Source organism: Flavobacterium notoginsengisoli, from assembly GCF_014207905.1.
Classification (GTDB): Bacteria; Bacteroidota; Bacteroidia; order Flavobacteriales; family Flavobacteriaceae; genus Flavobacterium; species Flavobacterium notoginsengisoli_A.
Map to the genome: position 1 here is coordinate 31174 of NZ_JACHLB010000010.1, position 15689 is coordinate 46862.

Genomic DNA, 15689 nt, shown 5'->3' on the forward strand with positions numbered 1-15689 from the left:
TAATTCCTCATAATTATGTAAATTGTTAAGGTTTAAATTTTACATTTTTGTAAAATGACCAATTCGTGCTTTTTTCAAAAGTACTTTAATCTTAACGATTTTACTGACGTATGAGTAATAAGCCCATTCATTATCTTAAAAAAACACTTCGAATACTGCTTTGGTGTGTGGGTTCTGTGGTTACGCTTTTATTACTTTTAATTATATTAATTCAGGTTCCATCGGTTCAGAATTTCGTAAAAGACAAAGCGATTACGTATCTTCAAGGTAAGATTAAAACCAAAGTTTCTTTAGATAAAATCTTGATTAAATTTCCAAAAGATGTAGTTCTGGAAGGTTTCTATTTTGAAGATCAAAAGAAAGATACTTTGCTGGCTGGTAAACGATTAGAAGTTGATGTTGATCTTTTTAAACTTGTTAGCAGCGAATTGGAAATCAATTCGGTTTCATTAGAAAATGTCAAGGCAAATATCTCAAGAAATAAAGACGGGGCTTTCAACTTCGATTACATTATAAAAGCATTCGAATCGAAAGAACCAAAAGTAGAAGATCCAAATGCAAAACCTTTTAAAATTTCTGTTGTAAAAGTAAATCTAGATAATGTCAAATTTAATTTTAAAGATGATTTTTCTAAAAATGACATTCGCGTAAATCTGACGCATTTTGATACCAAATTCAAGAAATTCGATTTAGATCAAATGGATTTTAATATTCCTACCATTAATTTAAACGGATTAAAAGTCGTTTTAGATCAAGACGTTGTAGAAAAAATTGCTGAAGTTTCTGTTAAAACGGTCGATACCATTTCAAAACAGCCAGATTTCAAATTAGCATTAAATAAAATTACACTTTCTAAGATTGATATTTTATACGATAATAAAGATTCAAAGCTAAATTCAGGCATTCGTTTAGAAAATTTAAATTTGGCTGTAAACGAAATCGATTTGAATAAACAGCTTTTAGATTTCGATACTTTCGAAGTAAAAAATCTTAGCGGAAATCTTAGATTAGGAGCAAAAGACAAACAAATTCAAACGCCAAATTTAGATACAACAGCCATAAAACAAGCAGGTTGGAAAGCAAAATTAAATAAAGTTGACATTCAAAATGTGGCTTTCAAATTTGATGATATGCAGTCGAAACCTAAAACAAAAGGTTTAGATTATGCGCATTTAGATTTGAGTAAATTCAATTTCCAAGCCGAAGAATTATATTATGGAAATGATACTATTTCAGGAAATATTAAAAAACTTACTGTAAACGAAAAAAGCGGTTTGCAGATTCAAAGTTTTAAAACAGATTTCTTTTACGGACCTAAAAATGCTTCTTTAGAAAATCTGTATTTAAAAACGCCACAAACCCTCGTTCAAGATAAAGTTAAGGCTGAATATAAATTGCTAGAATCACTTCAAAAAGATTTAGGAAATCTTGCTATAGATGCCAATTTAAAACAGTCTAAAATTGGATTCAAAGACATTTTGCTGTTTGTTCCAGATCTTCAAAATACAAATCCGTTTAAGAGTAATCCGAATGCTATTTTATATGTGGATAGCCGTGTAAGCGGAAAAGTAAAAGATCTGAATATTTCGAAATTTGAAATGAGCGGAATCGGTACTACAAAAGTTTCCCTTTCGGGAAAAATTACCGGATTGCCCGATGTACAAAAAGCGTATTACGATCTGAATATTAAAAAGATTTCGAGCACAGCAAAAGACATTAATATGTTTGTGCCAGCGGGAACAATTCCTAAAAATATCCAAATTCCTTCACAATTAAGTTTGCAGGGAAAATTTAAAGGATCGGTACAAAATTTCAAAACCAATTTGGCATTAAACAGCAGTTTCGGAAATGCAAAAGTCGATGCTTTATTTGATCAGCGCATTAAAAAAAGAGAAAAATACGATGCAGAAGTTTATCTGCTAGATTTCGATTTAGGTCGATTAATCAAAAACGATTCGATCGGGAAAATTACGCTTAAAGCGAAAGTTAAAGGAACTGGTTTGGACCCAAAAACAGCAAATGCCGCAATTGATGGTTTAGTGCAAAAAGCCGTTTTTAATCGATATGCTTACAAGGATTTAGCTTTAAAAGGAAATATCGAAAATGGATCTTTTGCCGTTAAATCTGGAATGAAAGACCCAAATCTGAATTTTGATTTAACTGCTTCTGGCGATACAAAAGATAAATATCCGACTGTAAAATTGAAACTCAATCTGGATATTGCCGATTTAGAAAAACTAAATCTGCATGCTGGACCAATGAAATTGCGCGGAAATGTCGATGCCGATATTACAAGTAGTAATCCAGATTTCTTAAACGGAAAAATAGCGCTTTCAAATGTTCAGATTTTACAGGATAAAGAACCAATTGTTTTAGATTCGGTTCGTGTAATTGCGTTTTCAGACAATACTCGAAATAATATTAAAATATCTTCTCAGTTTTTAAAAGCTGAAGTCGACGGAAAATATAAATTGACGACTCTTGCTGCGGCAATGAAAAAATCGTTGTCGAAATATATTGATTTGAAAACTCCAAAAGCTAATGGTGAATCAGACGAGCAAAGATTAGCTTTTACGCTTACTGTAGACAATGACCCGATTTTGTTTAAATTGATTCCGAAACTAACAGGTTTAGAGCCAATTAAAATTACCGGAAAATACAATAACGTAACAGATTCTCTGGAAGTTAGAGGAACAATTCCGAGAATTACTTACGCAGATAATACAATTTCTGACGGAAAAATAAATATTGAAGCAAAAGAAAATGCGTTAGAATATTCTATCTCAATCGCTACAATTGAAAGCGGTTCTTTAAAAATTCCGTTTACGAGTTTAAAAGGACAAGTTCAAAACAATATTTTAGATTATGCACTTGAAGTTCAAGATGCTAAACAAAAACAGCAATATTTTATTGCAGGAGAATTTAAAGCAGAAGATTCTAAAAATATCTTGAAATTAGACGCTGAAAACTTTGTTCTAAATTACGATAAATGGAATGTTGATCCAGAAAATGCAATCGAATTTGGAGAAAATCGACTTTATGTCAACAAATTTAATCTTAATAATAACGGAAATGAATTAAAAGTTCAATCGCAAGGAAATCAGAATAATGCGCCTCTTCAAGTAGATTTTGTAAACTTCAAAATCGAGACCATTATGAATATGGTCAAAAAAGATGAATTGTTAATGCAAGGTTTAATCAACGGAAATGCCTTAGTTGAAAATGTAATGACAAATCCAACTTTTACATCCGATTTAAAAATTGATGATTTTACTTTTAAAGGAGAAAAAGTTGGTGATTTAGAAATAAAAGTAGACAATAAAACGGCGAACACTTTAGCAGCAAATGTAAGTTTAAGCGATGAAGGAAATGATCTTAAACTGACTGGAGATTACCAAATTGATGCTGGAACTTTTGATTTTGATGTCGATATCAATAAGCTGAATATTAAAAGTATTCAAGGTTTTAGTATGGGCAATATTACAGAAGGAAAAGGAGATTTATCAGGGAATTTCAAAATTACAGGAAATACCGAGGCGCCAAAAATTAACGGAGAACTTAATTTTAATGATGCTGCATTCAGAGTCACTCAGTTGAATTCTTATTTTAAAATTGGAAAAGAAAAAATCACGTTTAATAATGAAACCATTTCATTTGATAAATTCTCTCTTTTTGATGAAAATGACAATGAATTGTATGTAAATGGGAATATAAAATCGGCTGATTTTAGAAAATACAATTTCGATTTATTGGTTGAAGCCAATGATTTTAGAGCAATAAATTCGAAAGCAAAAGATAATGATTTGTTCTACGGAGATTTATTTTTAGATACAAAACTAAACATCAAAGGCGATTTGGATAGTCCTGCAATCGATGGAACACTTAAAATAAATAAAGAAACCAAATTTACGGTTGTAATGCCACAATCAGATCCTTCAATTGCTGATCGCGAAGGAATTGTAGAATTTGTAGATGAAGATAATGCATATCTCAAACAAACGGTTGATATGCAAAATAAACTGAATCAATCGGAATTGAAAGGAATGAATGTAAATGTGGCGATTTCAATTGACAAGGAAGCGGAATTGACTTTATTGATTGATAAATCAAATGGCGATTATTTGAATTTGAAAGGAGAAGCCGAATTAGTCGGCGGAATCGATCAATCTGGAAAAACAACTTTGACTGGGAAATATGAATTTTCAGATGGTTCTTATCAAATGAATTTCAATGGAATTAAAAGAAAATTCGATATTCAGAAAGGAAGTTTTATTACCTGGAATGGCGAGCCGACAATGGCAACTTTAAATATTACGGCAATTTATAAGGTGAATACGGCTCCGATTGATTTGTTAGGAAATCAATTGAAAGGAGAATCTCAGACGGTGCAAAATACTTATAAGCAGAAACTTCCTTTTCAGACTTTACTGAAAATGAATGGCGAATTATTGAAACCAGAAATCTCTTTTGGAATCGTACTTCCGGAAGGGAATTACAATGTTTCTTCGGATGTTGTGGAATTGACTCAGGCGAAATTAAAACAGTTGGAACAAGATCCAACCGAGTTGAATAAACAGGTTTTTGCACTTTTATTATTGAACAGATTTGTTGGGGAAAATCCGTTTTCGAGTGAAAGTGGCGGTACAAATGCAGAATCTTTTGCAAGACAAAGTGTGAGTAAAATACTTTCGCAACAGCTAAATAATCTTGCTGGAGATTTAATTACAGGCTTTGAGGTGAATTTCGATCTAGAATCGACAGAAGATTACACAACAGGAACCATGCAAAATAGAACAGATTTGAATGTTGAGGTTTCTAAAAAATTATTGGATGACAGGCTGAAAGTTACAGTTGGAAGCAGTTTTGGTGTTGAAGGACAAGAACGTGCTAATGAAGAAAGTACAAATATCGCAGGAGATGTAGCATTAGATTATCAATTGACAAAAGACGGTCGTTATATGGTTCGTGCCTATCGTAAAAACCAATATCAAGTTGCTGTCGAAGGTCAAGTTATTGAAACCGGTGTTGCGTTTGTTATTACGATGAGTTACAATAAATTTAGAGAACTTTTTCATCGTACAGAAGAAGAAAAACAATTGATAAAAGAAGAAAAAATTCGCAAGGAGAAAGAAAAGCAGAAAAAGAAAGCGGATAAGGAAAAAGAAAAACTTCAGGAAAACGAAGATGAAAATCAAATTAAAGGAAATGAGCAAAAAACATAATCATATAAAAGCCTATTTTATAAAGTGTATCGCGCTTCTTACCTTGTTTTTCGTTGTGGGATGCAGTAATACAAAATATCTTGCAGAAGGCGATTTGCTTTATACAGGACGTTCTGTTATTATTAAAGATTCGATTATGAAAAAGAAAGATCGAAAAGCTTTAAAAACAGAATTGGAAGGTTTATTGCGCCCAAAACCAAACAAACAGATTTTTGGTTTGCGTCCAAAATTATTGATTTACAATCTTGCTGGAGAACCTAAAAAAGAGAAAGGAATTAGATATTGGCTGCGCAACAAAGTTGGAGAAGCACCAGTTCTTTTCAGTCAAGTAGATTTAGATTATAATGCTTCGGTTTTACGAAACTTTACGGAAAATAGAGGTTATTTTAAAACACGAGTTAGTGCCGATTCTACCGTTCGAAACAAAAGAGTTACAGCAGAATATACCGTTACACCTAGAAAACAATACATTATAAAAAGTGTGACCTTTCCAGATGATTCTTTGAAAATGTCAAAGATTATTGCAAAAAGCCACAGAAGAAGTTTGCTGAAAGTAGGAAATCCGTACGATTTGGATGTTATCAAAGCTGAAAGAGAAAGAATCGATGCGCGATTAAAAGAAAAAGGATATTTTTATTTTAATCCAGATTATATTTTGGCAAAAGTAGACAGCAGCAAAGGCGATCATGAAGTAAAAATCAGATTGGTCATAAAAGACGATACACCAGTAAAAGCAATGACTTCATATAAAATTGATAAAATCTTTGTTTATCCAAATTATTCACTTACAAATGATAGTGCGGTTTATCGAAAAAGAAATATTACACAATATAAAGATTATACAATAATTGACACCGCAGATACTTTTAAACCAAGAATCTACGATAGAACAATCTATTTCAAAAAAGGTGATTTATACAACAGAAAAGACCATAATTTAACTTTAAATCGATTTGTAAATCTTGGAACTTTCAGTTTTGTAAAAAACGAATTTAAACCGTCAGATTCGATTCCAAATGCGTTAGATTCTTACTATTATCTGACATTATTGCCTAAAAAATTTATACGTGTTGAAGTAATCGGAAAGACCAATTCTGCAAGTTATACGGGAACAGAATTAAATCTAAATTGGAACAATCGTAATTTTTTAAAAGGAGCAGAATTATTTACAGCATCGGTTTTTGGAGGGGCGGATTTTCAGTTAGGAGGAGCAAACAAAGGGAAAAATATTTATAAACTAGGAGGTGAAGTTAGTTTGACTTGGCCACGATTTATTACGCCATTTCATATTGAAGGAAATAGCGAATTTGTACCAAGAACCAAAGCGACACTTCGTTACGAATATCAAAAAAGAACACAATTATATGCTCTGAATTCTTTTAATACTTCATTTGGTTATTTGTGGAAAGAGAACATTCGTAAAGAACACCAATTGAATGTAATTGATGTGACGTATGTAAGTCCAAATCATGTTACAGAAGAATATTTAGCAGATATGAAAGAAGATCCTGCATTAGAAAAAGTAATCGAAAAACAACTGATTTTTGGTCCAACTTATAGCTACACATATACAAATACAATGCAGAAACGCCGAAAAAATACCATTTATTTTAATGGCGAATTAGATTTGGCTGGAAATATTACGGGTTTGGTTACGGGAGCAGATTATCCAGATAAAGTAAAAACAATATTTGATGTTCCGTTTAGTCAATATGTGAAAATTAGAACCGATTTTAGACATTATTTAAAACTAGGAAAAGAAAGTGAATTAGCTAGCAGATTGATTCTCGGAGCTGGATTTGCTTACGGAAATTCGAATACACTTCCAACTTCAAAGCAATTTGTTGTTGGAGGAACAAATAGTATTCGAGCTTTTAGAGCAAGAACTTTAGGGCCGGGTAGTTATGTTATTCCGCCTCCAACAAATAATAATTTTACACCAGATCAATCAGCCGATTTGAAATTGGAATTTAATACAGAATATCGAGCTAAGCTTTTTAGTATTGTAAGAGGTGCAGTCTTTTTAGACGCTGGAAATATTTGGCTTTTACACGCAGATCCGAATAAACCTGGCGCTGAGATTTCTAAAGATTTTATGAAGGAACTTGCGGTTGGAGCAGGAGCTGGTTTGCGTTTCGATTTGTCATTCTTAATTTTAAGAACCGATTTAGCCATTCCACTTCGCAATCCTGCATTGCCAGATGGACAAAGATGGGTTATTGATGATATTAATTTCGGAAGCAGTACTTGGAGAAAAGACAACCTAATTCTGAATATCGCTATTGGATATCCGTTCTAAGTTTTATTAGCCACGACCCGAGCGGTAGCGAACCGGCGAAGCAATTCACGAATTTTTACCAATTTCTTTGTCAACCGATTTTTTTTAATTTCGCAAATCAAAATTTGTGAAATTCAATTATAAGTTTCCGCATAGATTAGCGAAAATTCGTGAATTCGTGGCAGAAAAAAATAAAAAGAAGTAAATTCGTCTAAATAATTTATCGGAATGCAAAACTTAATCAAAAGAATTATAGGTATTGGTGTCATTGTGTTATTAATTGTTCTGGGGTTTAAATATTGCCAGTTCAAAAAAGAAGACGATTCAGATGTTCAATATAATACCAATTTAATTCAGCAGCAGATTCTTAATGTTGGAAAATTGGTTGTAACCGAAGGACACTTTTCGGAAGTCATCACTTATAAAAATCAGCAGAAATATTTGATGGATATGGTTTCTTTCGAGAAGAAAGCATTAGTAGTTGTAAATGCAAATGTAACAGTTGCCTACGATTTGCATCAGATGAAATATGATATCGACGAAAAAAACAAAACAATTACAATTCTAAACATTCCGAAAGAGGAAATCACTATAAATCCAGATATTCAGTTTTATGATGTGGAGCAAAGCAAATTGAATCCGTTTACGGGAGATGACTATAATAAAATCAATAAATCGGTAAAGGCAAACTTAGCCAAGAAAATTGAAAAATCAACTCTAAAAACAAACGCCCAAAACAGACTAATAAGTGAATTGTCTAAGATTTTAATCATGACCAATTCAATGGGTTGGAAACTGCAATACAATGGTAAAACTATTGAATCTGAAACTGAGCTAACTCAGGATTTGAAGTTATAATTAAAAAAAGAATCTCGCAAAGAGGCAGAGGCTCAAAGAAAACGTTTTTAAGTAAACACTTTGCGACTCTGCGTCTTTGCGAGATTAAAAAATTATCAAAAGAATAAAAACTTTGTATCTTAGTGCCTTTGTGGCAAATTATCAAAAATCAAATCCAAACCACCCGAAATTAAATGAGCAATTTCAGGGCGTTTAATTTTCAATTGATCTAGATGAACCAACACTTCCTGTAAAAGCTGTTTTTCATCAGAATCTTTCAAAAGTTCTGTAATTTCAACAGACAATAACCAATCGTTTGAATGATTGCTTTTTAGTTTTTCAAAAACTTCTTTCAATTCTGTTTTTGACTCTTTATTATTTCTAATATTTCGAACTGAGGCATATAAAATCTCCAATTCATCGCGCTCATCCGTATGTTTTGCCTTGATTGTTTTGGTTGAAGGAACAATATTGATTAAGTCAAAACTATTAACATCAGCAGGACCAGAGAAAGCAGAAATGACTTTTTTACCAATTGCCATATCGTAATTCCCCCAATCAGGCTGAAACAAAACAGTTTCGCCATGAGTTACGGTACAATTTTTAAAACTAATTAAAATAATTTCTCCATGAAGATTTCTAGAACCCGTAATAATTTCACCTTCTACAATAATATTACCTTCAAATTCTAACGTTATCTTTTCGCCCTCAACAATGCTATAAGCTTGTAAATCCTTTGGACTCATATCTTCAATCGCTAGATTAAAACCTTTCAGTTTCCCAATCGGACTTCCAAATCCGTGCGGGTGTGTTAGAGTTCCATGACCGACTAATTCTTTTTCGCGATACGCCAAAGCTGTTTTTCCAGTAGTCTGGATGTAAACTGGTTTTCCTTCTTCTTCAATAACATTGGTAAAAACTCCTGAAATTTGTAAACCTGTACTCAATTCAATTGTTCCCAAAGCATTCGATTGAATCAGTTTTTGAATTCCCGAAAGCCCTCCAGTTCGTAAAGCCATTTTGTTCGCAAATTCTTCCAAGATCAAACTCAAATGAGAAAAAGTCGGTGTTACATAAAGTTGAGGTTGTAACTGTGTAATATCAAAATTCTGATTGGCAGCCGAAATATCATATGGAATTTTCTTCACATTATCTGTCATACAGTGCGCGCTTTCTCCAATAGAAGAAAGTAATCCAGCGCCATATATTTTAGGGTTTTCGACTGTTCCAATTAATCCATATTCGACAGTCCACCAATGTAGGTTTCGAATTTGAGCCATTTCTGACAATTCGCCCATATTATTTTGTAAATCGGCAACTGCTTTTTCTGCTTCGTCAATTTTTTCTTGGGGTGTATCTTCGGCTTCTTTTAAGATAGAAAGCAGACGAATCGCCTCGTACATTTGATAATCTTTATGAGAAGAAATCGCTTTACAGCCAATTTCACCAAATCGTCTTAAATATTCAGCATATTCGGGATTTGCAATAATAGGAGCGTGGCCAGCACCTTCGTGAATAATATCTGGAGCAGGAGTATATTCGATATGTTCCAATTGACGAATATCTGAAGCGATAACTAAAACATTATAAGCCTGAAATTCCATAAAAGCATTTGGCGGAATAAAACCGTCAACAGCAACAGCTGCCCAGCCGATTTCGCTGAGGATTCGGTTCATGCCGTACATGCTCGGAATAGAATCAATTTCGATTCCTGTTTTGCGTAAACCTTCCAAATAAGAATGATGTGCTACTTTAGAAAGATAATCTACATTCTTACGCATAACATATCGCCAAACCGCCTGATTAATAGGAGTGTAATCGCTATAATCCTGAGGTTTAATAAATTGCTGTAAATGTTTAGGCAATCTTTCTAATAACGGATTGGTTTCAATATTTGGATTCATTTCGAAAACTTTCAAGGTTAAAATGTAAAATTACGAATTTAACCTGCTTTTTTTGTGATAATAATCACAAAAGTTTTGTTCGAAAGAATGTTTATTGCGTTTTTGTGAGTTTTTGGCTTTTAAGATTTGTTAGTGGAATTTTTCAATTCATTTTCAGCATTTCTAAAATACTCAATTTTATGACTGAACATAAAGGCCATATTTGTAGCACGCATTTTTGCTTCTTCAGTAATTGGGCCAGCAAACTGAGCATCTATTGTAGTATTAAAAATGGCAATCCAACGATCAAAATGAGTTTTATCAACTGGTAATTGTTTATGCGGAGGAAAGGGTGTACCAGAATAAGCACGAACGTCAAAAAGAATGGTTTGCCAGAAATTATACATTTTTTGCAAATGCGGTTCCCAACGATCTTGTAATTTATCATTGAAGATTGGACCAATCAAATCGTCCTTTCTAACATTCGCATAAAAGCTGTTTACCATTTGCTGAATGTCTTCTATTGTCGAAATATCTTTTAAAACTGCCATTTTTTCTATTTAAAAGTAAAATACAAAAATACGATTTAAGTTCTTTTTACTTTCCTGATAATTGTCATTAATCCTTATGAATACTAATAAAGAGAGCAATTGTAAAGGATTTGTACGATTTTTTGCTTTAATGATGAGTTTTATTAGTTTTATTAAGTAAGTTTTTTATGATTTTTTGTTTTTTAAAATATTGTTTTTCAGAATATTGAAAAACAATTAGATAAGTTTTTGTTGTACGTTTTTTTTTAATTTGATGTGTATTTGTAAAGTATGAAAAATGAGAATGTTGTAAAAAACATCATAATATTGTGCTGTTTTAGTAAAATAAAACTGAATAAATAAGAAAATGCTAATTATCTAAACCAAAAAACCAAAAAAAATGCACAAAACTACTCATGCACCTACGTATGGGGTAAGTAGAGCATTCAAACTACTACTTTGTGGTATGCTTTTATTTGCCTCGAGCTCAAAAGCTCAGACGGTAACTCCCTGGATGACCACTGGAGATCAGACCAAATTATTACAACAGCAATCTACTGTCAGTTTTGGAACCAATTCAGGAACCAATCCTTCTACTGTAACGGTAAATGCCGGAACTACTTACCAAACTATGGATGGTTTTGGTTACACACTTACCGAAGGAAGCTGCGAAGTGATCAGCGGTATGGCTGCGACACAACAAAATCAGTTATTGAACGATTTGTACAATCCAACAACTGGGTTGAATGCAAGTGTCGTTCGTATTAGTATTGGAGCTTCAGATTTGAGCAGCTCTTCTTACAGTTACAATGAAACTTCAGGAGATACTAATATGAACAATTTTAGTTTGAATGGACCTGACTTAACTTATTTAATTCCAATTATTAAAAAAATCCAGCTAATTAATCCTAATATCAAGATTTTGGCAACTCCTTGGTCTGCGCCAAGATGGATGAAAACCAATGGTTCTTGGGTTGGAGGTTCATTGCAAACACAATATTATGCAGCTTACGCCAAATACTTTGTGAAGTATTTTGATGCAATGAAAGCACAAGGTATTAATATTTGGGGAATTACACCACAAAATGAGCCTGAAAATCCAAACAATGAGCCAAGTATGCTGATGAATTCTACAGAGCAAAAGAATTTTATTAATCAACAACTTGGGCCACAAATGGCTGCAGCAGGTTACGGAAATATCAAAATTATTGCTTTTGATCACAATTGCGATAACACTGCTTATCCAATTGATGTCTTAAATAACAGTTCTTATGTTGATGGAGCTGCATTTCATTTGTATTTAGGAAATATTTCGGCAATGTCAACGGTTAAAACTCAAACTAATAAGAATGTTTATTTCACAGAACAATACACAGGTTCTGGCGGAAGTTTTGGCGGTGATTTTGGCTGGCATATGCAAAACGTTGTAATCGGAAGTACAACTAACTGGTCGAAGACAGTTTTAGAATGGAACGCAGCAAATAACCCAAGTTTAGGCCCACGTACTCCTGGCGGATGTACGACTTGTTTAGGAGCGGTTACAGTCAATAATAGTACAAGTTATACCAAAAATGTTGCGTATTATATTATTGGACAAATCTCAAAATTTGTTAAGCCAGGAGCAGTCAGAATATCATCTTCAAGTTCAAGCGGAAGTATTGTTTCAGTTGGATTTAAGAATCCTGACGGATCTATTGCACTTTTAGTTTACAATACTTCCGGATCATCGAATACTATAAAAGTGGTTTCAGGATCCTCAGCATTTAATTATGCAATTCCGGGATCATCGGCGGTTACTTTTAATTGGGGAGCTTAAAATCCGGTTGCGGTTACAGGAGTTAGTGTTAGTCCAACTTCGGCAACGATTACTGCAGGTCAGACACAGCAATTGACTGCGACAGTTTCTCCAAGTAATGCTACAAATACAGCTGTAAACTGGAGTTCAAGTAACACTTCAGTTGCAACTGTAAACTCAAGCGGATTGGTTTCTGCAATTGCTGCTGGAAATGCAACTATAACAGCAACTACAGTTGACGGAGCGAAAACAGCAACAAGTGCCATTACAGTTAATGCAGGTACAACAGGTTTTCCAGGTTTTTACAATATCATTTCAAGAAATAGTAATAAAGGATTAGATGTTGCCGATAATTCAACCTCAAGTGGAGGAAGAATTCAGCAGTATGATATTACAAATGGAGGAGGAAGCAATCAGCGTTGGAAATTTGTTTCTGACGGAAGCGGAAATTATTACATCATTGTAAAATCTACAGGAATGTATCTAGCTGTAGAAAATAATGGAACAGCTGACGGACTAAAAGTACAGCAAAAAACATTTTCATCATCTAATGAATTTAAGTGGACTGTAACAAGTCTTGGAACAGGATATTATAAAATTATAAATGTAAATAGCGGAAAGTCTTTGGATGTTGAAAACGTATCTACTGCAAATGGAGCAAATATTCAGGTTTGGGCATATACTGGAGGATTGAACCAGCAATGGCAATTTGTTCAAGTGGAATCTTCTACAGCTAAAACTTTAGCTGTACAGACAATTGCGACAGAAAATGAAAGTCCAAACGATATGGCCATTTTTGTTGATGAACACAGTAATAATTTAAAGATCGATACCAATCATGAAGGAAATGCTGACGTGCAAATCTTTAATATTACTGGGCAGCCAGTTTTAAAGAAGAATGTAAATTTTGTAAAAGGAAATCAGTCAGCAATTGAGATTTCAAGATTGCCAAAAGGCGTTTACGTAGTTAGAATAAACGATAGTAAAGGCTCTTATTCTAAGAAAATATTAAAACAATAAAACACAAATCCAAATATTCAATTAGTAATTTGATTTGATTTGAAAAGGCTGTCGTCCCATCTGACAGCCTTTTGCTTTTTGCTATCCAATTAATTGTGTGAATAAATCCTGATTATCATTCAGATATTGAAACTCAAAACCATTTTCAGTCATTTTTAGTTTAATTGGCATAATATCATTTTTGTTTTTTAATTCTAAACCAACCACTACAGAACCTTTTTCTCGGCTATTTTTCTTGGCAAACTGAAAATAAGTAATGTCATCATCTGGCCCTAAAATATTATTTACGAATTCTTTTAAAGCTCCGGGACGCTGTGGAAACTGAATCATAAAATAATGCATCAAGCCTTCATATAATAAAGAACGTTCTTTTATCTCGGCAGTTCTTTCTATATCATTATTACTTCCGCTAACTATACAGACTACATTTTTACCTTTAATTTTATCTTTATAAAAGTCCAAAGCAGCAATTGTTAATGCTCCCGCAGGCTCTACAACCATAGCTTCTTCATTGTACAATCGTAAAATGGTTGTACAGACTTTTCCTTCTGGAACTAAAATAATATCTTCCAGATTGTAACGGCAGATTTCAAAAGTTTTATCTCCGACTTGCTTCACTGCTGCACCATCCACAAATTTGTCGATTGTTTTTAAAGTTGTATTCTGGTTTTCTTCAATTGAAGTTTTCATCGAAGGAGCGCCTTTCGGTTCAACACCGATTATTTTCGTAGTTGGACTTAAATGTCTAAAGACCTCAGATAAACCAGATGCTAGCCCGCCGCCGCCAATTGGAACAAAAACATAATCGATTGGTTCTGTAAAACTTTCTAAAATTTCCAATCCGACTGTTCCTTGTCCTGCGATTACTTTTTCGTCATCAAAAGGATGAATAAAAGTTTTATGATTTTTGATGGCATCTGCAGTTGCAGAAGCGTAAGCATCATCAAAAGTATCGCCAGTAAGAACAATTTCAACAAACTGTTTTCCGAACAATTGTACTTGCTTTACTTTTTGTTTCGGAGTTGTTTTTGGCATATAGATTTTGCCGTTTATTTTAAGAAGATTACAGGAATAAGCAACTCCTTGTGCATGGTTTCCAGCGCTGGCACAGACAATTCCGTTTGCGCTTTCTTTTTCGTTTAATGAAGAAATCTTATTGTAAGCTCCTCTAATTTTATACGACCGAACAATTTGTAAATCTTCTCTTTTTAGTAAAATAGTCGATTCGAATTCGTCTGAAAGATTTAAATTTTGGGTAAGAGGAGTTGCTGCAACTACACTTTCAAGTTGCTTTTTGGCATTAAGTATTTCGTTAAATAAACTCATGAGAATTTGTTTTTTTTCGCCACGAATTCACGAATTATTTTTTATAATTGTTGAATATAGATTCGTGAATTCGTGGCTGTTTAAAATTGTTTTTAAAATAAAAAACCTCCCGATGTGGGAGGTTTTTATAAATTATATTTTACAAACTTATATAACACCTCGCCATTACTGCTGAATTGCAATAATGCTAATAATAGCGATAATAATGTTGTTAAAGTTTTTCATTTTTTTTGCTGATTGAGTAGCAAAAGTAAATAATTATTTTTTTACTGGCGGATATTGAGCTAAAATTTTGTTTACAAACTCAGCAATTTTTTGATCTTTTTTATCAATATTTCTTGTCAAAGTTCCTTGACCTTCACCTTGCCAGATCATTTCTTTCTTTTTAGCATCAATCAAATCGATGTATAAAGTACCTTCTGTAGAAGTAGAAACAGTGGTTTGGTTTCCTCCGTACATCATCCACGGATTCCAGCCCCAACCCCAGCCGTAACCCCAACCAGCACTAAATTGATTTACATTTACCTGTTCTCTCGATTTGGTAAAAATGTTAACCAATAAATCTGGATTTTCGCTTTTCGTAAGACCTTTGGCTTGCATTTCAGCATCAATTGCGTGTAGAATACGTCTTTTATCCAAATCAGAAATCTCTACTTTATCAATTCCGGGCTTAAAGAAAGCATAAGTCTTATAAGGCGCAAAATCGACAGTTTTGTCGTAATCAGAATATACAGTAACACTGCTGCAAGATGAAAGAATCAAAAGCAGTAAAATCGGAATTAATTTAAGTGTCTTCAT

At 33.2% G+C, this 15689-nt stretch carries 9 protein-coding genes; 5 read left to right on the plus strand and 4 right to left on the minus strand.

What is annotated here, in order from left to right; translation table 11 throughout:
- Positions 1–110 precede the first annotated feature (110 nt).
- From HNP35_RS22205 to HNP35_RS22215, 3 genes are all read left to right on the plus strand, one after another.
- The gene (locus HNP35_RS22205; RefSeq protein ID WP_184167751.1) at positions 111–5222 is read left to right on the plus strand and encodes a translocation/assembly module TamB domain-containing protein; all 5112 of its coding nucleotides are present in this window, start codon (positions 111–113) and stop codon (positions 5220–5222) included.
- Positions 5206–7521, plus strand: coding sequence for a BamA/TamA family outer membrane protein (locus HNP35_RS22210; protein WP_184167737.1), 2316 nt, complete (start codon positions 5206–5208; stop codon positions 7519–7521). Before HNP35_RS22205 ends, HNP35_RS22210 begins: the two co-directional genes overlap by 17 nt.
- A 207-nt stretch (positions 7522–7728) precedes the next feature.
- Entirely contained in the window at positions 7729–8358 is a 630-nt protein-coding gene (locus tag HNP35_RS22215) for a DUF4230 domain-containing protein (RefSeq protein WP_184167735.1), read from the plus strand.
- A 119-nt stretch (positions 8359–8477) separates the two neighbouring features.
- Here HNP35_RS22215 and HNP35_RS22220 read toward each other — a convergent pair whose 3' ends face one another.
- Both HNP35_RS22220 and HNP35_RS22225 read right to left on the minus strand, forming a co-directional pair.
- Positions 8478–10241, minus strand: coding sequence for an aromatic amino acid hydroxylase (locus HNP35_RS22220; RefSeq protein WP_184167733.1), 1764 nt, complete (start codon positions 10239–10241; stop codon positions 8478–8480).
- Between the two features lie 119 nt (positions 10242–10360).
- Positions 10361–10771 (minus strand): group III truncated hemoglobin, encoded by a 411-nt coding sequence (locus tag HNP35_RS22225; protein ID WP_184167731.1) that lies wholly within the window; start codon positions 10769–10771, stop codon positions 10361–10363.
- Between the two features lie 379 nt (positions 10772–11150).
- Here HNP35_RS22225 and HNP35_RS22230 point away from each other — a divergent pair, with 379 nt between their 5' ends.
- The gene (locus HNP35_RS22230; protein ID WP_246453647.1) at positions 11151–12566 is read left to right on the plus strand and encodes a glycoside hydrolase family 30 protein; all 1416 of its coding nucleotides are present in this window, start codon (positions 11151–11153) and stop codon (positions 12564–12566) included.
- Between the two features lie 48 nt (positions 12567–12614).
- On the plus strand, positions 12615–13565 hold the full coding sequence (locus tag HNP35_RS24005) for an RICIN domain-containing protein (RefSeq protein WP_411268082.1): 951 nt from the start codon (positions 12615–12617) through the stop codon (positions 13563–13565).
- Positions 13566–13646: 81 nt separating this feature from the next.
- Here HNP35_RS24005 and ilvA read toward each other — a convergent pair whose 3' ends face one another.
- A complete protein-coding gene (ilvA, locus tag HNP35_RS22240) occupies positions 13647–14891 on the minus strand; it encodes a threonine ammonia-lyase IlvA (protein WP_184167729.1) in 1245 nt (414 codons plus the stop codon).
- A 258-nt stretch (positions 14892–15149) separates the two neighbouring features.
- Positions 15150–15689: a DUF4136 domain-containing protein gene (locus HNP35_RS22245; RefSeq protein WP_184167727.1), complete on the minus strand. Its 540-nt coding sequence runs from the start codon at positions 15687–15689 to the stop codon at positions 15150–15152.

Coding starts and splice junctions, on each gene's coding strand:
- HNP35_RS22205 (WP_184167751.1), top strand. CDS start 111: ATGAGTAATAAGCCCATTCATTATCTTAAAAAAACACTTCGAATACTG.
- HNP35_RS22210 (WP_184167737.1), top strand. CDS start 5,206: ATGAGCAAAAAACATAATCATATAAAAGCCTATTTTATAAAGTGTATC.
- HNP35_RS22215 (WP_184167735.1), top strand. CDS start 7,729: ATGCAAAACTTAATCAAAAGAATTATAGGTATTGGTGTCATTGTGTTA.
- HNP35_RS22220 (WP_184167733.1), bottom strand. CDS start 10,241: ATGAATCCAAATATTGAAACCAATCCGTTATTAGAAAGATTGCCTAAA.
- HNP35_RS22225 (WP_184167731.1), bottom strand. CDS start 10,771: ATGGCAGTTTTAAAAGATATTTCGACAATAGAAGACATTCAGCAAATG.
- HNP35_RS22230 (WP_246453647.1), top strand. CDS start 11,151: ATGCACAAAACTACTCATGCACCTACGTATGGGGTAAGTAGAGCATTC.
- ilvA (WP_184167729.1), bottom strand. CDS start 14,891: ATGAGTTTATTTAACGAAATACTTAATGCCAAAAAGCAACTTGAAAGT.
- HNP35_RS22245 (WP_184167727.1), bottom strand. CDS start 15,689: ATGAAGACACTTAAATTAATTCCGATTTTACTGCTTTTGATTCTTTCA.